Here is a 19,862-nt window from a genome sequence, read left to right as displayed (position 1 = left end):
GATCAGGCGGCGCCCGGCTGATCGCGCAGCCCCACCCGGTCCGGGATGTCGAACTGCACCCGGGGAAGCCAGGCGGACGGCTCGGGCCACGGACGCGACGCGGGAAGCGAACGCAGCCGGGCTCGCAGCGCCGCGCCGGATGCCTCGACCGGAAGCACGCGCGACGGTGCGCGGTGCGCGAGCGCGCCGAGCCACCAGTGGCGCCATGTGCCCTCGATCGCCTCGGGGCCCGCGACGACGTAGTAGTCGGGCATGACCGCCTCGCCCGACGAGAACAGCGCCAGGAGGGCATCGACCTCCGCCTCGAGCGAGCCGAGCGTGGCGCGCTCCTCGTAGAGCTCGACCCAGGCCGAGGCGACGTGTTCGAGCGGATCGGCGTCGTGGACGACGTAGGGCATCGAGACCGAGGCGACGAGGTGCGCGGCGACGGCCGGCTCGGCCTCGCGGAGTGAGAGCGCAACGAGCGCCGGGACATCGGCGAGGCCCGTCAACAGCTCGTCGCTGTCGGCTCCCACGAGCGCCACCACGGTCGATCGCGGAGCGGTGTCTGCGTTGTGCGCCATGTTCCACGATACGTCCGGAGGGGCGCGCAGGGGAGGGTGCCCCGCCGGAGGAGCATCGGACCCGCGCTCCCGGCGGTGCCGGCGGACCGTCACTCCGCCGTGAACACGACCGTCGCGAGGTCCGCGCCGAACGTGAAGCGCGCGTCGACGGTGCCGCCGCGGAGCACACCCGGCAGCCACCGCGAGGCGTCGTCCCACATGTGGGCGTACGGCACGGCGTCCAGGCCGTACCACTGCGGCGTCATCCCGTCGCTCCCGACCGGCTCGCCCTCCCACCGTCGGCAGACGAAGACGGTCGCCTGCTGCGACCAGGCCAGCCGGGTGGGGAAGTGGTACTCGACGGTGCCGGCGACATGGAGATCGGATGCCTCGACCCGCACGCCGACCTCCCGCAGAACCTCGCGCGCTGCGGCCCCGCCGGCGCCCTCGCCCGGGTCGACCCAGCCGCAGATGCCGACCACTTTGCCGCGGCCGAGCCCGGTGTGCTTGCGGCCCAGCAGCACCTCGACGCCGTTCGGCCCGCGGCGCAGCAGGAACACCACGCAGACCTCGGGCAAGGACATGGCTCGAGGGTACGCGGCGCACCCGTCGCAGCGACGCGGAAACCCCGGTGGTTCGCGGGTCCGCGGCCTGCCTCGCCGCCGATGTCAGCGGCCGAACGTACCGTGTTGGCATGCGGATCCTGCACACCTCGGACTGGCACATCGGGCGGTCGTTCCACGGCCACGCCACGCTCGATGCGCTGCGCGGTGTGCTCGAGGCGCTCGTCGCGCAGGTGACCGAGCGCCACGTCGACCTGGTGATCGTCGCGGGCGACGTGTTCGATTCCGCAACCCCCGCCGCCGGGGCGTACACGGTGCTCACCGACGCGCTGCGCGGCCTCGCCGACGCCGGCGCCACCGTGGTCGTCACGAGCGGCAACCACGACTCGGCCGCGCGGCTCGGCTTCCAATCGGGCCTTCTCCGAGACGGAGTCCACGTCATCACCGACCCGGCCGCCGTCGGAACCCCCATCACCGTCCACGACGAGCACGGCCCCGTCCATGTCTACGGCATCCCGTATCTCGAGCCCGTGCTGCTGCGCAGCGTGTGGCCGGGCGTGCGCTCTCAGGCCGACGTGCTCGCTCACGCCATGGATCTGGTGCGGACGGATGCTGCATCCCGAGGCGGACGCACGATCGCGGCCGCGCACTGCTTCGCCGCGGGGGTCGAACCCACGCCGCACCTCGAGCGCGACATCCAGCAGGGCGGTCTCGACATCGTGCCGCTGCCGACCTTCGATGGCGTGGACTACATGGCGCTCGGGCACATCCACGGGCGCCAGCAGCTCTCGCCTCGCGTGCGCTACGCCGGTGCCCCGCTGCACTACAGCTTCGACGAGGGGCACAAGCCGCGCGGGTCGTGGCTGGTCGAGCTCGGCGCCGACGGACTCGGCGAGGTCGAATGGCTGCCCCTTCCGGTGCCGCGCGCCCTGACAACCCTGACCGCGACCCTCGACGAGCTGCTCACCGACGAGCGGTTCGCCGCCCATGCTCACGAGTGGGTGCGCGCCGAGTACACGGATCCGCTGCCGCAGCGGGATCCGATGCGGCGCCTGCTCACGCGATTCCCCTTCTGCGCAGAGGTCCGCCACGCCCCCCTCGCGACGCGCTCCGACGAGGTGCGCACCTACGCCGAGCGTGTGCGCGCTGCACGCAACGACGCGGAGCTCGTCGACGCGTTCCTCGCGCACGTGCGCGAGGGCGAGGGCGCGTCGGCCCGCGAGGCGGAGCTCGTCGGCGAGCTGCTCGCGCAGCGCGCGCGGGTGGAGGCGACCGCGTGAGGCTGCACCACCTCGAGCTCACCGGGTTCGGTCCGTTCCGTGAGAAGCAGAGTGTCGACTTCGAGGCGTTCGAGCACGACGGCATCTTCCTCATCGCCGGGCGCACCGGCGCGGGCAAGTCGAGCATCCTCGACGGGGTCTGCTTCGCGCTGTACGGCAGCGTGCCCCGCTACGAGACGGGAGACAAGCGCCTCCGCAGCGATCACTGCGAACCCGAGGACCCCACCGAGGTGCGTCTGGAGTTCACCGTCGGCGATCGTCGCTGGCGTGTCACCCGCGCGCCGGAGTACCAACGGCCTGCTCGCCGGGGCGGCGGGCTCACCACCGAGCCCACGCGCGCCGAGCTCGAAGAGCGCGTCGACGGCGCGTGGATCGGACGGGCGGCCAAGCCCCGCGACGTCGGGCTGTTCCTCGACGAGGTGCTCGGGCTCAACGCGCAGCAGTTCCAGCAGGTGATCCTGCTGGCGCAGAACCGGTTCTCGAGGTTCCTCCTCGCCTCCGGCACGGAGCGCCAGTCACTGCTGCGGGCGCTGTTCGGAACGCGCCGATACGAGGAGTACGCCCGCGAGCTGGGTGAGCGCAGCAAGGCGGCGCAGCACGAGCTCGATGCGCTGGGCGAGCGGGCACGCACGTTGCTCGATCAGGCCGAGCGCCTGATCGTGGCGCAGGAGCTGGTGCCGGCCGACGAGATCGACGGCGCGACGAAGCTCGATCTCGCCGCACGACGCGCGGCCGTCGAGCTCGGAGAGAAGCGCGCGTCGTACAGACTCGACACGCTGACGCGCGAACGCGTCGATGCGGATGACGCCCGCGCGGCAGCGGAAGCCGCGCACCGCGCACGCGTCGCGCTGGCGAAGGCGCAGGCCGAGCTCGGTCGTGCACGGGACCGGCTTGCCGGACTCGAGGCGGCCGGCCCTCTGATCGCGGACGACCGCCGGCGACTCGACCGCGCGCGCTCGGCCGAGGTGCTGCGCGCCCCGCTCGAGACCGCTCGCCGAGCCGACGGCGCCGCGGCAGCGGCGGCGGAACTCGCCGCGTCCGCCGAGGCGGTCTGGGTCCGCGCGGTGTCCGGCACCGATGACGCGCTGACGGACGATCTCACCACCGTGGTCGAGCGACTGACCGGCGAGCTCGCCGTGTGGAATGCGGCGCTCGCGCAGGAAGCCGCCCTCGCCGACGGCGAAGCGCGGATGACGGCTGCCGCGGCCGACGCGGCGAGGCTCGAAGCCGACATCGTCGCCCTCGATGCGCAGCGGGCGCAGGTGCCGGCCGAGCTCGAACGCATCGACGCCGAACTCGACGCCCATCGGGATGCTGCTTCCCGGCGCGACCCCGCGCGGGCGCGCCACGACGAGATCGCCGCGCGCCTCGCCGCCGCCGTCGAGGCCGAGGGGCTCGCCGACGCGCAGCGGGAGGCCGAGCTCCGCCATCGCGATGCGGCCGCCGCGGCGGCCGTGGCGGCCGCGAACGTCGCCGAGCTGCTGCAGCTCCGCCTCGACGGCTATGCGGGGGAGCTCGCGACCACCCTCGTGGACGGGGAGCCCTGCGCGGTGTGCGGTGCGACGGCGCACCCGTCTCCTGCAACACCCGCCGATGAGCCGGTGACCGACGAGATCCTCGCAGCGGCCGAAGCGCGGCGAGATGCGGCCTCCCATCACGAGCGGGCCGCCTCCGACGCGGCGAAGCGCGCGCGCGAGCGCCATGCCGCGGTGGCCGCCCGCGCCGGCGGCGAGGGGGCGGAGCCGCTCCGCGAGCAGCTGGCCGTCGCCGCCGACGACCTCGCAGCGGCCGAGCGGGCTGCGGAACGCCGCGATGCGCTGGCCGCCCGGCGCACCGGGCTCGCGGCGCTCGATCTCGAGGCCGAGACGTCGCGTGCGACGCTGGCCGACCAGCTCGCCGACGCGCGCACCCGGATCGCGGCGCTGCAGGAGCGCGTGAACGCCGCCCGCGAGGCGGTAGAGGCCGCCCGGGGCGAGCACGCGAGCGTCGCCGACCGCGTCGCGCACGCCACCTCGATCCGCGACGCCGGCCGCGCCGCGGTCGACGCCCGCGCCGACGCGCAGCGCGCAGCCACGCTGGCCACGCAGGCGCGGGCCGACGTCGACGACAGGGTCGCGGCATCCGTGTTCGCCGATGCCGCCGAGGTGACCGCCGCGCTGATCGCACCCCGTGAGATGGAGGCGCTCGCCGAGCGGATCTCGGCGCACGACGCGCAGCTCGCCGCTGCGCGGGCGCGCATGCTCGAGCTCGAGCTCGAGCTCGCGGGCGCCCCCACCGAACCCGTGCACACGGAGGAGTCGCAGAACGCGCTCGCGGCGGCGGACACCGCACGCACCGCGGCGCTGCGCGCCGAGAGCGACGCGCGCACGCTCGTGGCAGGTCTGCGTGATCTCGCGATGCAGATCGATCAGGCGTATGCCGGAGTCGCCGCTCGGGCTGCGGATGCCGCCGCCATCGCCCGTCTCGCCGACACCGTCGCGGGTCGCGCCCCCAACACGATGAAGATGGACCTCGAGACGTTCGTGCTCGCCGCCGAGCTCGAAGAGATCGTGGCCGCCGCGAACCTGCGGCTCAGCGACATGTCGTCGGGCCGCTACCGGCTGCAGCACACCGACGCCCGGGCGGCCCGCGGCGCCGCGTCGGGGCTCGGCCTCGAGATCATGGACGCCTTCACCGGCCAGTCGCGTCCGGCACAGTCGCTCTCGGGCGGCGAGACCTTCCTCGCGTCTCTCGCGCTGGCCCTCGGGCTCGCCGAGGTCGTGACCGCCCGCGCGGGCGGGGTCAGGCTCGACACCCTGTTCGTCGACGAGGGCTTCGGCTCGCTCGACGAGGAGACGCTCGACCTCGCGATGCGCACACTGGACGAACTGCGCCAGGGCGGGCGCACCGTGGGCGTCATCAGCCACGTCGCCGCGATGAAGGAGCAGCTGCCGGCGCAGCTCGCTGTCGAGGCGACAGCGGCAGGCCCGAGCGTCATCCGCCAGGACGCCGACGTCCGCGCCTGACGCGCGCGGCGACGTCCGACATCTCGACGCGGAGACGAGACGGATGGCGGAGCAGGGTCAGACGCCGTAGTCGGCGCGGATGCGGTCGCGCAGCTGATGGCTGCAGGCGGTCACCGCGGCGTGCCAGTCGGTGATCGCGCCGTCCTGGGCGCGGTCCGACACGGCCTTCAGCACCCGGATCGGCATGCCGAAACGCTGTGCGACCCAGATGTAGGCGTACGTCTCCATGTCGACGAGGCCTGCCCCGAGCGGGCGGATGACCTCCACCGCTTCGGAGTCGTCGACGAAGTGGTCGCCGGTCGCGATCGTCACACCCTCGGCGTCGAGTTCGACCCGCGCCGGCAGTGACACGTGCTGGCCGACGATGCCGTCGATGTCGGTGACGTCGTGCTGCAGGGCGGCCGAGATCTCGTACACGGATGCCTCGAGCCGCGCGTCGATCGCGCCGGCGGTGCCGACCACCACGATCTCGTCGTAGGCGGTCGCGTCGAGGGCGCGGGTGAGCGCGTAGGTCGCCTGCAGCTTGCCGGGGCCGGTGACGAGGCGGTCGAATCCGTCGAGGTCGTCGGGGAAGGCGACGAGCTCGGAGGCGAGGGCGGCGACGAGGAGTCTCACCCTCCCATCATCTCCCGCCTATCACGTTTGCGCCCGGCCCGCCGTGGACGGGGCTAGCCTGGGCAGGATGTCCCAGTCACAGCCGGCGCCGCAGAAGACCTCGAAGAAGACGCGCGCCGTGCCGGTCACGACCGCTGTCATCCCCCTCTCGCACGGAGCCCGCTGGCGGGCCTTCTGGGTGTGCGTCTCGGTCGCGGCGATCACGATCCTCGACATGACGAAGGTCAACGTCGCGCTGCCGTCGATCGGCGAGGTGCTCGGTGCGAGCTCGACCCAGCTGCAGCTGATCGTGTCGGGGTTCGTGCTCACCTTCGGCCTCGTGCTGGTGCCGATGGGCCGCCTCGGCGACCAGCGGTCGCGGCGCACGCTGTTCGTCGTCGGGCTTTCGCTCTACACGGTGACGAGCGTGCTGTGCGCGCTCGCGCCGACGGCGGAGGTGCTGCTGATCGGGCGGCTGCTGCAGGGCGTGGCCGCCGGCATCCAGATGCCCCAGGTGCTGGGCATGGCGCAGGAGCTGTTCCAGGGCAAGGAGCGCGCTCGCGCCTTCGGCCTCTTCGGTGCCACCATCGGCATCGCGACGGCCTTCGGCCCGACCCTCGGCGGCCTGCTCATCGCCCTCGGCGGACCGACGAACGGCTGGCGGCTCATCTTCTGGATGAACGTGCCGCTCTGCCTCATCGCGATCGCCCTCGCGCTGTGGCTGCTGCCCGACACCCGCACGCGGTCGCAGCGCAAGGTGCAGCTGGATCCGGTCGGAGTGCTGCTGTTCGGCGCGAGCGTCGTCTCACTGATGTGGCCCTTCCTGTTCACGACCGGTGCGCCCACCGACAACCCCGCGCGCTGGTGGCTGCTCGTGGCCTTCGCGCTGTTCGCGTCGGTGTTCATCGCGTGGGAGCGCGGCTATGCCAAGCGCGGGCGCAACCCGCTCATCCCGCTGGGCCTGTTCCGCATCACGTCGTACCGCAACGGCACGCTGCTGCAGACCGCGTACTTCACCGCGGCACCGGCGATGTTCCTGGTCACGACGCTGTTCCTGCAGCTGGGCCTCGGGCTCGCGCCGGTGTACGCGGGCATGGTCTCGATCGGATTCGCGCTCGCGTCAGCCGTCACATCGTGGATCGGCGGCAACCTCGTCAGCACCCATGGCCGCGTCGTCGTGGTGTGGGGACTTGTCGGCATGCTGCTGTGCGTCGGCGGACTGGTGCTCGCCGCGCTCTACAGCGACCCCGCGTGGACCCCGTACATCGCCGCCGCCGTCATGACCGTCGGCGGCGCGGGCGGCGGCCTCGTCATCGCGCCCAACCAGGCGCTCACGCTCGGCGACATCCCGGTCAAGCAGGGCGGGCTCGCCGGTTCCGTCGGTCAGCTCGGGCAGCGCATCGGCGCCGCAGTCGGCACAGCGGTCGCGCTGTCGCTGTTCTACGCCGCCATCTACCGCGAGTCCGGTACACACGACAACCTCGTCGTGTACCACGACGCGTACGCGTTCGGCATGCTGTCGGTCGCGGTCTTCCTCGCGCTCGCGTTCCTCGTGGCCATCGTCGACCTCACCGCCCGCCGCACCGCTCGCGACCGCAAGGCCGCCGTCAGCGGCGCAGGGACGCCGGTCCCATGACGCGGCGCCGCCGGTCGCGCGTCCATCGGGCGTGCGTCTCGCGGAACTCCGACCGCGTCGTGAAGCGATAACGGTACGACACCGCCCGCACCCATCGCGGCCTCTCACCGGCGAACGGGTCGTGGGCGAGCAGGCGCAGGGTCGCAGCATCCGCTTCCAGAAGCCGCACCAGGAACGCCGTGAACCAGTCGTCCAGGGAGCGGCCGAGCGGCAGGAACCACATCAGCCAGTCCAGGCGCAGGTGGTACGGGGCGAACTGACGCGGGATGCGGTGCACCTCGCCGGGCTTGCCCTTGAAGGCGTACTCGTGCCAGGTGGCGTTGTCGGGATCCTCGTCCAGCGTGCCCTCGACGACGATCTCGATGCGCTCCTTCGTCACCGTGCCGAACGCGCCGTAGGCGTTGGCGAGCTGCCACCGGTTGAACGAGGCGTTCATCAGCTGGCGCCTGGCGAACAGGTTCTGCAGGGGCCACCAGCTGAGCACCAGGTACAGCACGCCCAGCGCGCACGTGACGACGAGCCAGTACACCGGGATCCCGTCGATCACGCCGGGAGGAACGGATGCTGCGCCCTCGTGCTCTGCGCCGATGCCGGGCAGTCCGATCGCCGAGAAGGCGAGCACGATCGTCATCCAGTTGAGCCACGCGAAGTTGCCGGTGACGACGAGCCAGGCCTGCGTCGCGATGACGATCGCGGCCGCCACCGCGCCGACGACCGCGGGGACCGGGCCCAGGACGAACAGCCCGATGAGCGGGGCGAACAGGAACCAGGGCACCACGAGCTGCGCGAAGTGGTTGCCGAGCACCTCGCCCTTGTGGAACCAGCGGGGGAGCAGGTGCGCCTGGCGGCTGAGCGGCCCCGGCATCGGCTGCGTCTCGTGGTGGTACGTGAGCGCCGTGAGGTCGCGCCACTCGCGCCCGCCGCGGATCTTGATCATGCCCGCGCCGAACTCGAGCCGGAACACCAGCCACCAGAACAGCACGATCACGACGACAGGCGGCGGCTGGTCGTCCGACCCCAGGAACGCGGCGAGGAACCCCGCCTCGAGCAGCAGCATCTCCCACCCGAAGCCGTAGAACGTCTGGCCGATCGACGTGATCGACATGTAGCCGAGCCACAGCGCCAGGAAGCACAGCATCGGCACCCACGGCGGACCGAGCTGCGGGACGCCGGCGACCAGCGCCGCCGCGATCACGATGCCCGCCCAGCACAGGCCGACGAGCCTGCGATCGGTGTACCGGAGGTACCGGAACAGGGTGGGGCGCAGCATCCGTGCCCCGCGCTTCGAGGTGCGCGCCCACTCGAGGAGTTCCGGAGCGGGCAGCAGGCCGTGCTCGCCCAGGAGCGGGCGGAACTGGTTCAGTGACGAGACGAACGTGATGACGAACAGCGCCGCGACGCCTCGCTGCAGCACCTGTCGAGCGAACTCGAAGTCGACCGCGGCGAAGCCGTCCATGATGTCACGCTCCGAAGAGGTCCCCGAGCTCGAGGCGTTCGCCGTGGCCGCGGCGCGCGCTGTCGTGTAGCGCCTGGCGCGCGGCGTACCACCCGGGCATCCCGGTGACTCCGGGACCGGGCGGGGTCGACGCCGACGCGAGGTACACCCCGCGCAGTGGTGTGCGCCACGGCGTCGTCGACACCACGGGGCGACGGATCGCCTGCGCGAACGTGAACGCGCCGCCGAGGATGTCGCCGCCGATGTCGGCGGGGTTGTAGGCCTCGCGCTGGGCGGCGGTCATCGCGTGGCTGGCGAGGATGCGGTGCCGGAAGCCCGGGGCGAAGCGCTCGACCTGTCGCACGACCGCCTCGGTGGGGTCGAACGTCGAGCCCGCCGGCACATGGATGTAGGCCCACAGCACCTGCTTGCCGGAAGGCGCCCGCGTGCCGTCGAGCACACTCGGCTGCACCGTGAGCACGTACGGTCGGTCGGGCACGCGGCCCTGTGCGACCGCGTTCTCGCTCGCCTCGATCTCTTCCCGCGTGCCGCCGAGGTGCACGGTGGGGGCGAGGGCGACGTCGGGGTGCGCCCAGGGCACCGGACCGTCGAGCGCGAAGTCGACCTTCGCGGCGGCAGGCCCGTAGCGGTAGTGCCGGACCGCGTGCGCATACCGCGCGGGCAGGTCAGGATGCGTGAGCAGCAGGCGCGGTGTGGTGTCGAGGAGGAGCAGGTCTCCAGCATCCGGATCGCCCCAGTCCAGACCCGCGAGCGTCTGGACCCGGGTGCCCGTCTCGACGGTTCCGCTGTGGGCGTCGAGGTCGGCGGCGAGGGCGTCCGCGATCGTCTGCGATCCCCCGCGGGGAAACGCCCACCCGTCGGCGGCGTGCGCGTGCGCCGCGAGGAAGATCCCGGACGCCGCCCCTCCGAGTGAGGGCATCGGGGTGTTCGCGTGGGCGAGCACGCCCGCCAGCAGCGCGTTCGCCTCCTCGGTGCGGAACGTTCCGCGGCCGAGGCGCGTGCCGAGCTGCAGGGCGCGCAGTCCGAACCGGACGGTGGTGATCGGATGCCGCGGCCACCGCAGCAGCTGCGAGCCGGTGAAGTCGACCAAGCCGCCGAGGTGCCGGCTGAGCGGGCGCAGCACTCCGCGCCACGCGCGGCCGTCGGGGCCGAGGGCATCGGCCGTGCGCTCGATGTCGCGCCACGCGATCGCCGCCCGCCCGCCGTCGAGCGGCTGTGCGTACGACGCGAGCGGGTGGATCCAGCCGACCCGCTCGTGGATGCCGAATGCGCGGAAGAACGGCGATGAGAGCGCCGCCGGATGCACCGCCGAGCACACGTCGTGGCGGAACCCGGGGAGCGTGAGCGGCGACGTGCGCACGCCGCCGCCGATGGTCGCGGCCGCTTCGAGCACCCGGACCTCGTACCCGGCGCGCGCGAGCGCGACCGCGGCGGACAGCCCGTTGGGACCGCTGCCGATCACCGTCGCACGTCTCGCCATGGCCCCATCCTTCCATCGGGTCGCGGCACCGGGAGGGGGGTTGACGCCGTGTGGCGTGGCGGGCTTCCTCCCGGAACGGGCCCGCGACAGGATGGAGGTGCGGACGGTCCGCGGAGAAAGAGGTGGATCATGCAATCGGTGCTTCTCGAGACTCCGGCGGGGATCACGGCGCGACTCGGCTGGGACCCCAAGCTCTCGGACCACGACCGCAAGCGCGCGCTCGCCAAGGAGATCGTCGCGACCAAGCTCGGCGTGGATCCTGAGGATGTGCGCGTCGAGCGCGAGGCGCCCCGCACGTTCGGGTTCCACACCCAGCTGATCGCCGAGGTCGACGGCGCCGAGGTGCCGCTGAAGATCCGAAATGTGAACTTCCGCGCGGCCACCGTCGTCGCGGTCGCCGACGCCGACGCCTCCCTCGGGCTCGATCTGCGCGACGCACACCCCGACGACGCCGAGCTGCACCTCATGAAGCGGCACTCGCACCTGTTGGACGAGAACGACCTCGGCAAGCTCCTGGCCCACTGGACCCGCGTGCAGGCCGTCCGTGACGCCGACGGCCGAGGTGCACGCGTCGCGGCCGATCACGTGCGCCTCGACAGCCCGCTCACCAAGGGGTGGATCCCTGACCGCAAGGTCTACTACCAGCTCGCGGATCTGTCCCGCGACAGCTGGATCATCACTCTCGCCTACACGCAGGCGCCCACCTGAGAGGGACGGTCGAGGGAACGGATGCTGCGGGCCGCAGCATCCGCTTCCATCAGTCCTTGACCAGCTCGGGGAGGGCGGCCTTCAGTTCCGCCAGCCACACCGTCGCGTTGCCGTCGGACGGGGCGCGCCAGTCGCCGCGCGGCGAGAGCGAGCCCGCCGGCGAGACCTTCGGGCCGTTCGGGATCGCCGAGCGCTTGAACTGGGCGAAGGCGAAGTAGCGCGTGAGGAACACCTGCAGCCACTTCGCGACCGTGGGCAGGTCGTACGCGTAGCGGTCCTCGTCGGGGAACCCGGGAGGCCAGGCACCGGCCTCGGCATCCCGCCAGGCGTGCGCGGCGAGGTAGGCGATCTTCGACGGCCGGAACCCGTACCGGAGGATGTGGAAGAGCGCGAAGTCGTGCAGCGCGTACGGGCCGATGCGGTCCTCGGTGGACTGCATCTTGCCGTCCTGGCCCATGGGCACGAGCTCGGGCGAGATCTCGGTGTCGAGCACCGACTGCAGCACTTCGGCCTCGCGCTCGTCGACGCCCTCGCGATGCGAGATCACCCAGCGGATCACGTGCTGGATGAGGGTCTTCGGCACGCCGGCGTTGACGGCGTAGTGGCTCATGTGGTCGCCGACCCCGTACGTCGCCCAGCCGAGGGCGAGCTCCGACAGGTCGGACGTGCCGATCACCATGCCGCCGTGGTGGTTCGCGAGGCGGAAGAGGTAGTCGGTGCGCAGGCCCGCCTGCACGTTCTCGAACGTGATGTCGTGCACCGGCTCGCCGTCGGCGAACGGGTGTCCGATGCGCTCGAGCATCTCGGTCGCGAGCGGGCGGATGTCGATCGTCTCGATCGACGCGCCCACCGACTCGGCGAGGGCGATCGCGTTCGACTTGGTGTGCTCGCTCGTGGCGAACCCGGGCATCGTGTACGCGAGGATCTCGCTGCGCGGGCGGCCCATCAGGTCCATGGCGCGGGCGACCACGAGCAGGGCGTGCGTCGAGTCGAGGCCGCCCGACACGCCGATGACGGGCTTCGGCCCGCCGATCGCGCGCATGCGCTGCACGAGGCCCGACACCTGGATGTTGAACGCCTCGTAGCAGTCCTGCGCGAGGCGCGCGGGGTCGTCCGGCACGAACGGGAACCGGTCGAGCGTGCGGCGCAGACCCACGTCGGTGCGCGGTGGGTCGAGCCGGAAGTGCACGGTGCGGAACGCGGCATCCGCTCCCGTCGACCTGCGGTTGTCGTCGAAGGTGCCCTGGCGGAGGCGGTCCTGGCGGAGGCGGTCGAGGTCGACGTCGGCGATCGAGCGGCGCGGGCCGTCGGGGAAGCGCTCGGTCTCGACGAGCAGGCTGCCGCCCTCGTAGATCATCGTCTGGCCGTCCCACGAGAGGTCGTTCGTGGACTCGCCCGAGCCCGCGGCCGCGTACGCGTAGGCCGCGAGGCACCGCAGCGACTGCGACTGCGCCAGGTCTTTGCGGTCCTCGGCGCGGGCGATCGTGATGGGGCTGCCGCTGAGGTTGAGGAGCACGGTCGCGCCGGCCAGCGCCGCGCGCGAGGACGGCGGGATCGGCACCCAGACGTCCTCGCAGACCTCGGCGTGCACCACGAGACCGGGGATGTCGAGCGCCTCGAACAGCAGGTCGGGTCCGAAGGGCGCCTCGAGCTCGCCGACGCGGATGTCCTGCCCGGCCTGGTCATCGCCCGGCGCGTACCAGCGGCGCTCGTAGAACTCGCGGTAGGTCGGCAGGTACGACTTCGGCGCGACCCCGAGCAGCTCGCCGCGGTGGATGACGACGGCGCAGTTGTAGAGGCGGTTGCGGTGGCGCAGCGGCGCGCCGATGACGAGCACCGGAAGAAGATCGACGGATGCCTCGACCAGGCCCTCGATCGCGACGACGACGGCATCGAGCACCGGGTCCTGCAGGACGAGGTCGTCGATCGCGTAGCCGGTCAGGCACAGCTCCGGGAAGACCGCGACCGCGACCGCGTCGGCGTCGCACACGCGCGCCGCCTCGAGCACCGCGTCGGCATTCGTCGCAGGGTCGGCGATGGCGACCGGGATCGTGCAGGCCGCGACGCGGGCGAACCCGTGCCGGTACGCGCTGTCGAAGGGCAGGCTCATGGGGTCAAGTCTGTCAGGTGCCTCGCCTCGCCGATCGATGCGTTCTGGCGACTCGCCAGGACGCACGGCGCGCCCCGCCGCGCTTCGGCGACTCGCCAGGGCACGTCGGGGGAGGGCCGTGGCGTCGGGCGCGGGACCGTTTTGGCGACTCGCCAGGAATGACGTGCGTGTTCGCGGATTCCGGCGACTCGCCAACACGTCGGGGGAGGGCCGTGGCGTCGGGCGCGGGACCGTTTTGGCGACTCGCCAGGAATGACGTGCGTGTTCGTGGATTCTGGCGACTCGCCAAGACGTCGGAGCGGCGAGCCGCAAGCGGCGAGCGGCGTGCGGCGAGCGGCGTGCGGCGTGCGCCGGAGGGCGGAGGTGTCGGGGGGCGCGGCTATCGTCGTGAGGGAAGGGCGGGGTATGCGATACATCGAGGACGAAGGCCGGATCGTCTGGAGCGCGAGCGATCTCAAGACCGCGGCGGAGTGCGAGTTCGCGTGGCTGCGTGCGATCGACGCCCGGCTGGGGCGCGTGGCCCCGGTCGAAGAGCCCGAAGACCTCACCCTCGAGCGCGCCGGGCGCCTCGGCACGGTGCACGAGCGCCGGGTGCTCGCCGACTACGTGGCCCGCTACGGCGATCGTGTGGTCGAGATCCCCGAGACGCGATCGTCGGATGCCGCAGCCCTCGCCGATGCGGTCGCCCAGACGATCGCGGCCCTCGCGTCGGACGCCGAGGTCGTCTACCAGGCCGCGTTCTCGACCGACTCGTTCGTCGGCTTCGCGGACTTTCTCGTACGTGACGGGGCCGGCCGCTGGCTCGTGCAGGACACCAAGCTCGCGCGCCATGCGCGCGTGACCGCGCTCATGCAGCTGGCGGCATACGTCGACCAGCTCGACCGCCTCGGGGTCGCCCGCTCCGACCGCGTGCAGCTCCTGCTCGGCGACGGCAGCGTCAGCGAGCACGAGGTCGACGACCTGCTCCCCGTGTTCGCGCTGCGGCGCGAGCGGCTCGCGGACCTCATCGCCGACCGCCGCCTCGACCTCGGCGCGGCCGGGGAGCCGATCGCATGGGGCGACCCGCGTGGCGAGCTCGGCATCATGGCGTGCGGGCGCTGCGCGACCTGCGACGCCGAGGTCGTGGCATCCCGTGATCTGCTCCTCGTGGCCGGCATGCGCCCGGTGCAGCGCGAGCGGCTGCGCGCCGCCGGCATCGAGACGATCGAGCAGCTCGCCGAGGCGCCGATCGGTCCGGCCGGTATGAACCCCGACGTGTTCGCGTCGCTGCGCACGCAGGCGCGACTGCAGCTCGAGAGCCCGGCGGGCACGCCGCCCCTCATCGCGCCGAAGCCCGTGCCACACGAGATCGTGGTGGCCGAGAGTGTCATCGCCACCGACGGCGCGGCCGTCGCGCAGGCGACGATGGCCGCGGTGCTCGAGGCTCCCGCCGCCGCTACGCCGATCCCGGTGTTCGAGGTCGTGGCGCCCAAGGCGCTCGGCGCCCTTCCGCGTCCGGACCACGGCGACCTGTTCTTCGACTTCGAGGGCGACCCGCTGCACACCGAGCCGCCGGCACCGGGGGAGCCCACGCAGTGGGGCATCGACTACCTGTTCGGCTGGGTCGACACCCGCGAGCAGTACACCGCGCTGTGGGCGCACTCGTTCGCCGACGAGAAGCGCGCCCTCGAGGCCTTCCTCGACATCGTGAACCTGCGCCGGCAGCAGCACCCGGGCATGCACATCTACCACTACGCGCCGTACGAGCCGACGCACCTGCTCGCCATGGCGGCGCGCCACGGTGTGCGCGAGGCCGACGTCGACCGGCTGCTGCGCGACGGCGTGTTCGTCGACCTGTACCCGATCGTGCGCAGGGCGCTGCGCGTCGGATCCCGCTCGTACTCGATCAAGAAGCTCGAGCCGCTCTACATGGGCGACGAGGTGCGCACCAGCGACGTGCAGAAGGGCGACGACTCGATCGTCCGCTACGTCGAGGCGCGCGCGCTGCACGCCGACGGTGCCGCCGCGGAGGCATCCGCCGTCTTCGACGACCTCGCCGACTACAACCGCTACGACTGCGTCTCGACCCGGCGCCTGCGCGACTGGCTCGTCGACCGTGCGCGCGAGGCGAAGCTCGTGCCCTCGCCGAACCCCGAGCCCGACGAGCGGGCGTACGAGCCGTCGGCACGCGCCACGGTGCTCGATGCGCGCGCACTCGACCACCCCGATGACTCGGTCGAGGCGCGCTCGCTGCGCCTCGGCGCGGCCGCGATCGACTACTACCCGCGCGAGGCGAAGTCCTTCTGGGCGACGCACTTCCTCCGCCTGCGCGAGCCGGTCTCGCTGTGGGACGAGACGCGCGACGTCGTCGCGATCGACCCCGCCCGCAGCCGGGTGCGCGAGGACTGGCACTTCCCCGAAAGCGGCAAGGGCGGCGAGCGGCGCATCGTCGAACTGCGCGGCGACCTCGCCCCGGGCACGCGGCTCAGCGAGGGCACGAACCCGTTCGCGCTGTACGAGCTCCCGGCTCCGTTCCCCTTCGAGGCCTCGCCGCGCTGGATCCACGCCTACCGGTCGGTCACCGTGGTCGAGGTGCTCGACGACGGCGCGGTGGTCGAAGAGACCGCCGTGGACGGCGTGACCTGGAGCGACCTGCCCCTCGCGCTCACGCCGCAGGCACCGCCCGCCGCAGGCAACCAGCAGAAGGCCATCGACGCCTGGGCGGATGCCGTCATCGAGGCGTCGCCGGCCCTCCCGGCCGACCCGGCCACAGACATCCTGTGCCGTCGTCCTCCACGCACCCTGACGGGGTCGCTGCCCCCCGTGGGCGACGACGCCGTCGACGCCATCGCTCGGGCCGTGCGCGACCTCGATCGCAGCTACCTGGCGGTGCAGGGTCCTCCTGGCACCGGCAAGACGTACGTCGGCTCACACGTGATCGCCCGGCTCGTGCGCGATCACGGCTACAAGGTCGGCGTCGTCGCCCAGGGGCACGCGACGATCGAGCACCTGCTCGCTCGCGTCATCGCCGCGGGTGTGCCCGCGTCGCAGGTGGGCAAGGCCCCGAAGGACGCCGCGGCCGACCACGCCTTCACCGTGCTGCCGAAGAACGGCGTGGCGGCGTTCACGGGCGAGCACGCGGCATCCGGGTATGTGATCGGCGGCACCGCGTGGGACTTCAGTCATGAGGGCCGCGTCCCGCGCGGCAGCCTGGATCTCCTCGTCGTCGACGAGGCCGGCCAGTTCTCGCTCGCCTCGACGATCGCAGTGTCGCTCGCCGCGCCGCGGCTGCTGCTGCTCGGCGATCCGCAGCAGCTCCCGCAGGTGAGCCAGGGCACGCACCCGGCGCCCGTCGACACCTCGGCGCTCGGCTGGGTGATGGACGGCGCCGACGTCATCCCGCACGAGTACGGCTACTTCCTCGCCGAGACCCGGCGCATGCGGCCCGAGGTCGCCGCGCCCGTGTCGACGCTCTCGTACCGCGGCGAGCTCGAGGCGCACCCCTCGACGGCGCTGCGCCGCCTCGACGGCGTGCCCGCGGGTCTCGTCCCGATCCCCCTGCGCCATCACGGCAACGCCACGCAGTCGCTCGAGGAGGCCGCGGAGGTCGCGCGCCTCGTCACCGACCTCATCGGCCGGGACTGGACGGATGCCGCCACCGACGACGTCGACGGCTCCTCGGTCGCGCTGCCGCCGCGACCGCTCGCACAGCAGGACCTCATCGTCGTCACCCCGTACAACGCGCAGCAGGTCGCCGTCGAGGCGGCGCTCGCCGCGGCGGGGTTCCCTGACGTGCCCGTGGGCACGGTCGACAAGTTCCAGGGCAAGGAGGCGGCCGTCGCGATCGTGTCGTTGGCGGCCTCGAGCGGGCGCGACGCACCGCGGGGGCTCGAGTTCCTGCTGCTGCGCAACCGCCTCAACGTGGCGGTCTCGCGCGCGATGCACACGGCGTACGTCGTGTACTCCCCGGGTCTCCTCGACGACCTGCCGTACACCCCGGAAGGGGTGGCGCGGCTGAGCGGCTTCGCCCGACTCGTCGGCCGGGGCTGAGGCCCGCGTAGACTCGCGCTCACAGTCGAACACGTCGCACACGACAGCCCCCGAGCGTCTCGCACCGGTCAGGGATGAGACACCCGCCCGAACAGGAGCCCGCATGGCCGACGACGCATCGCAGCAGTTCGAGATCGACCTCCCACCCGAGCTCATCGGCGGCAATTACGCCGACTTCGCCAACGTCTGGCACACGCCGACGGTGTTCGTGATGGACTTCCTCACCCTTGCGCAGCCCCCGCGCGAGCAGGTCGATGCCGAGACCGGTCAGCGCCACACGGTCGTGCCGGCGCGGGTGGTGAGCCGCATCCGCATCCCACCGGACCAGGTGTTCGAACTCGCCAAGGCGCTCACCCAGCAGCTCGAGTTCTGGGAGCGCGAGACCGGCCGGCGCAACCCCCAGGACCCCCCGCTCGGCGACTGACGCCGTCCCCACGCGAGCCTTCCGACGCGGCCATCGTTAGACGGGCATCAGAGGCAAAGTCAACCCCTTTTCGCGAAAAATCTTCGCCACGTACCCTTTCCACGCGTCGTAAAAAGCGCAGAGGCGCGGTATCCGTTCGGCGAGGGGCGGATGCCGCGCCGCACTCTTTCCGGTATCACTGCCGATGCTTCCTCCTCTGACACACGGAGGAGGACGCCATGACCACGATCGACCAGCCGCTCGCGACGGTCGCGACCAGGCCGGAGCCTGCGGACAGGCTACAGACGGATGCTGCGCCCCGGCGGCGCGGGATCGTCTTCTGGATCGTCCGGTACCTGCCCGCCGAGGTCGCCGGGACCGCCGCGATGGTCGTCGGGGGACTCCTCGCGACACTGTGGACCGACGCCCCGACGCTCATCGCGGTCGCGGCGCTCGTCGGCGAGATCATCGGCTTCTATGCCGTGCTTGCGGTCACGATCTACATCGAGCAGGCACCCGTGTCCGCGACCCGGCGACGTGCCGTCGGACGGACCGCCGCGCTTCTCGTGGCGGAGTTCGGCGCCGCCGAGCTCCTCGACACCTTCGTGGTGCGCCCCGCGGCGCTCGTGCTCGGCGTGTGGCTGATCCCCGATCCGCTGCTGGGCATGCTCGCCGGTAAGGTCGCCGCCGACATCGTGTTCTACGCGGTCGCCGCCGGGGCGTTCACCGTCACCGCCAAGACCGGCCTGCGCGACGGACGTCGCCCCGTCGGCCCGCAGGAGGTGGCGACGTGAACCTCGCAGCCCTGCGACGCGAGCCGCGCACGACCCGCGCGCTCGAGCATCGGCGCCGGGCCGAGGCATCCGCCCTGCTGTCGTCCGTGGCGGCCCGCGCGGCGATCGCGCTGCACGGCACGCCGCTGCTGCTGCTCGATCCCGAGCGCGTGCGGCGCCAGTACCGGCACCTGCGCCATGCCCTGCCGTTCGTGGGGTTCCACTACGCGGTGAAGGCGCTCGCCCACGATGCGGTGCTCGATGTGCTCGACGACGCCGGCTGCGGCTTCGACGTCGCGACCGGCGAAGAGCTGGCGATGCTGACGCGGCGCGGTGTCGCGGCATCCCGCATCATCCACACGCACCCGATCAAGAAGCCCGCCGAGATCGCCGAGTCGCTGGCCGCGGGTGTGCGCACGTTCGTCGTCGACAACGAGGTCGAGATCGAGAAGTTCCGCGGCGCGCCGAGCGATACGCGACTGCTGGTGCGGCTCGCGTACCGCAGCCCGCACGCGAAGAGCGACCTGTCGAGCAAGTTCGGCGTCGGGCCGTTCGAAGCGGCGCATCTCGTCGAACAGGCGCTCGCCGCGGGCATCACGGTCGCCGGCTTCAGCTACCACGTGGGCAGCCAGCTCGACGACCCGGGCCGGTTCGCCGCCGCGGCCGCCGACACGCTCGAGCTCATGGGCATCCTCGAGCGGCGCCTCAACGTGCAGTTCGACACGCTCGACATCGGCGGTGGGTTCCCCGCGTCCTACGACTCCGAGTCGGCGGCCATCGAAGACGTCGCGGCGGTGCTCCGCCCCGTGCTCGAGCCGCACGCACGACGGCTCGACATCATCGCCGAGCCCGGCCGGGTCATGGTGGCCGACGCGATGTCACTGGTCACGAGTGTCGTGGGCATCGCGGAACGCGGCGACGGCCGCTGGTACTACCTCGACGACGGCCTCTACGGCTCGTACTCGAACGTCCTGACCGAGGATGTCCACCCGCTCGTGTTCGCCGAACGCGATCTCACGGGTCGGGATGCCGCGAACCACCGCTGGGCGACCCTCGGAGGCCCGACATGCGATTCGTCGGACGTGGTCGCGCGGGAGGTGCTGCTGCCCGAACTGCAGGTCGGTGACCTGCTCGTGAGCCCGACGATGGGCGCATACACGACGGTCACCGCGACGCGATTCAACGGACGCCCGTTCACGCCGATCGCGGTGATCGGGCGCGGTGCGACGACGGGCGAGGTCGCCGTGACGTCGGACGCGCTCCGCGTCCCGATCGTCTGATTC

General features: G+C 72.3%; 14 protein-coding genes. 8 read left to right on the top strand and 6 right to left on the bottom strand.

Translation table 11 applies throughout. The features are described from left to right. Positions 1-2: 2 nt before the first annotated feature. The gene (locus ACEYYH_RS17120) at positions 3-563 is read right to left on the bottom strand and encodes a hypothetical protein (protein WP_116195798.1); all 561 of its coding nucleotides are present in this window, start codon (positions 561-563) and stop codon (positions 3-5) included. A gap of 89 nt (positions 564-652) precedes the next feature. Continuing rightward, complete coding sequence (locus ACEYYH_RS17115) at positions 653-1,126, bottom strand: 8-oxo-dGTP diphosphatase (RefSeq protein ID WP_374975510.1); 474 nt, start codon at positions 1,124-1,126, stop codon at positions 653-655. Positions 1,127-1,236: 110 nt separating this feature from the next. On the opposite strand from ACEYYH_RS17115, the gene ACEYYH_RS17110 reads away from it, so the two are divergent. Beyond that, the gene (locus tag ACEYYH_RS17110; protein WP_374975509.1) at positions 1,237-2,385 is read left to right on the top strand and encodes an exonuclease SbcCD subunit D; all 1,149 of its coding nucleotides are present in this window, start codon (positions 1,237-1,239) and stop codon (positions 2,383-2,385) included. Then, positions 2,382-5,390: an AAA family ATPase gene (locus tag ACEYYH_RS17105; RefSeq protein ID WP_374975508.1), complete on the top strand. Its 3,009-nt coding sequence runs from the start codon at positions 2,382-2,384 to the stop codon at positions 5,388-5,390. The genes ACEYYH_RS17110 and ACEYYH_RS17105 overlap by 4 nt, the downstream gene beginning before the upstream one ends. A 57-nt stretch (positions 5,391-5,447) precedes the next feature. On the opposite strand, the gene ACEYYH_RS17100 is transcribed toward ACEYYH_RS17105, so the two are convergent. After that, positions 5,448-6,005: a nucleoside phosphorylase gene (locus tag ACEYYH_RS17100; RefSeq protein ID WP_374975507.1), complete on the bottom strand. Its 558-nt coding sequence runs from the start codon at positions 6,003-6,005 to the stop codon at positions 5,448-5,450. A gap of 67 nt (positions 6,006-6,072) precedes the next feature. Between ACEYYH_RS17100 and ACEYYH_RS17095 the strand changes: the two genes are divergently transcribed. Next, positions 6,073-7,620, top strand: coding sequence for an MFS transporter (locus ACEYYH_RS17095; protein ID WP_374975506.1), 1,548 nt, complete (start codon positions 6,073-6,075; stop codon positions 7,618-7,620). Here ACEYYH_RS17095 and ACEYYH_RS17090 read toward each other — a convergent pair. Both ACEYYH_RS17090 and ACEYYH_RS17085 read right to left on the bottom strand, forming a co-directional pair. Next, positions 7,592-9,076, bottom strand: coding sequence for a lipase maturation factor family protein (locus ACEYYH_RS17090; RefSeq protein WP_374975505.1), 1,485 nt, complete (start codon positions 9,074-9,076; stop codon positions 7,592-7,594). The genes ACEYYH_RS17095 and ACEYYH_RS17090 overlap by 29 nt on opposite strands. Before the next feature lie 4 nt (positions 9,077-9,080). Then, positions 9,081-10,556 (bottom strand): phytoene desaturase family protein, encoded by a 1,476-nt coding sequence (locus tag ACEYYH_RS17085; RefSeq protein WP_374975504.1) that lies wholly within the window; start codon positions 10,554-10,556, stop codon positions 9,081-9,083. A gap of 129 nt (positions 10,557-10,685) precedes the next feature. On the opposite strand from ACEYYH_RS17085, the gene ACEYYH_RS17080 reads away from it, so the two are divergent. After that, entirely contained in the window at positions 10,686-11,264 is a 579-nt protein-coding gene (locus tag ACEYYH_RS17080) for a hypothetical protein (RefSeq protein ID WP_374975503.1), read from the top strand. A 49-nt stretch (positions 11,265-11,313) separates the two neighbouring features. Here the strand turns inward: ACEYYH_RS17080 and ACEYYH_RS17075 are convergent, their stop codons facing one another. Beyond that, a complete protein-coding gene (locus ACEYYH_RS17075) occupies positions 11,314-13,374 on the bottom strand; it encodes an NAD(+) synthase (RefSeq protein WP_374975502.1) in 2,061 nt (686 codons plus the stop codon). 405 nt (positions 13,375-13,779) lie between these two features. Here ACEYYH_RS17075 and ACEYYH_RS17070 point away from each other — a divergent pair, with 405 nt between their 5' ends. From ACEYYH_RS17070 to ACEYYH_RS17055, 4 genes are all read left to right on the top strand, one after another. Continuing rightward, complete coding sequence (locus ACEYYH_RS17070; RefSeq protein WP_374975501.1) at positions 13,780-17,403, top strand: TM0106 family RecB-like putative nuclease; 3,624 nt, start codon at positions 13,780-13,782, stop codon at positions 17,401-17,403. Between the two features lie 103 nt (positions 17,404-17,506). Then, on the top strand, positions 17,507-17,827 hold the full coding sequence (locus tag ACEYYH_RS17065) for a DUF3467 domain-containing protein (RefSeq protein ID WP_374975500.1): 321 nt from the start codon (positions 17,507-17,509) through the stop codon (positions 17,825-17,827). A 218-nt stretch (positions 17,828-18,045) separates the two neighbouring features. Beyond that, positions 18,046-18,600, top strand: coding sequence for a hypothetical protein (locus ACEYYH_RS17060; RefSeq protein WP_374975499.1), 555 nt, complete (start codon positions 18,046-18,048; stop codon positions 18,598-18,600). Further along, positions 18,597-19,859 carry a type III PLP-dependent enzyme gene (locus ACEYYH_RS17055; protein WP_374975498.1) on the top strand — a complete coding sequence of 421 codons (1,263 nt, stop codon included), beginning with the start codon at positions 18,597-18,599 and terminating at the stop codon, positions 19,857-19,859. The genes ACEYYH_RS17060 and ACEYYH_RS17055 overlap by 4 nt, the downstream gene beginning before the upstream one ends. Positions 19,860-19,862 lie beyond the last annotated feature (3 nt).

It is taken from the genome of Microbacterium trichothecenolyticum (genome assembly GCF_041938625.1).
Taxonomy (GTDB): domain Bacteria; phylum Actinomycetota; class Actinomycetes; order Actinomycetales; family Microbacteriaceae; genus Microbacterium; species Microbacterium trichothecenolyticum_D.
Note: the sequence above shows the minus strand (reverse complement) of the source record. Positions and strands in the feature narration are given on the sequence as shown.

What these genes read in the sequence shown, in the direction of transcription:
- ACEYYH_RS17120 (WP_116195798.1), bottom strand. Translation starts at nt 563, where the DNA reads ATGGCGCACAACGCAGACACCGCTCCGCGATCGACCGTGGTGGCGCTC.
- ACEYYH_RS17115 (WP_374975510.1), bottom strand. Translation starts at nt 1,126, where the DNA reads ATGTCCTTGCCCGAGGTCTGCGTGGTGTTCCTGCTGCGCCGCGGGCCG.
- ACEYYH_RS17110 (WP_374975509.1), top strand. Translation starts at nt 1,237, where the DNA reads ATGCGGATCCTGCACACCTCGGACTGGCACATCGGGCGGTCGTTCCAC.
- ACEYYH_RS17095 (WP_374975506.1), top strand. Translation starts at nt 6,073, where the DNA reads ATGTCCCAGTCACAGCCGGCGCCGCAGAAGACCTCGAAGAAGACGCGC.
- ACEYYH_RS17090 (WP_374975505.1), bottom strand. Translation starts at nt 9,076, where the DNA reads ATGGACGGCTTCGCCGCGGTCGACTTCGAGTTCGCTCGACAGGTGCTG.
- ACEYYH_RS17085 (WP_374975504.1), bottom strand. Translation starts at nt 10,556, where the DNA reads ATGGCGAGACGTGCGACGGTGATCGGCAGCGGTCCCAACGGGCTGTCC.
- ACEYYH_RS17080 (WP_374975503.1), top strand. Translation starts at nt 10,686, where the DNA reads ATGCAATCGGTGCTTCTCGAGACTCCGGCGGGGATCACGGCGCGACTC.
- ACEYYH_RS17075 (WP_374975502.1), bottom strand. Translation starts at nt 13,374, where the DNA reads ATGAGCCTGCCCTTCGACAGCGCGTACCGGCACGGGTTCGCCCGCGTC.
- ACEYYH_RS17070 (WP_374975501.1), top strand. Translation starts at nt 13,780, where the DNA reads ATGCGATACATCGAGGACGAAGGCCGGATCGTCTGGAGCGCGAGCGAT.
- ACEYYH_RS17065 (WP_374975500.1), top strand. Translation starts at nt 17,507, where the DNA reads ATGGCCGACGACGCATCGCAGCAGTTCGAGATCGACCTCCCACCCGAG.
- ACEYYH_RS17060 (WP_374975499.1), top strand. Translation starts at nt 18,046, where the DNA reads ATGACCACGATCGACCAGCCGCTCGCGACGGTCGCGACCAGGCCGGAG.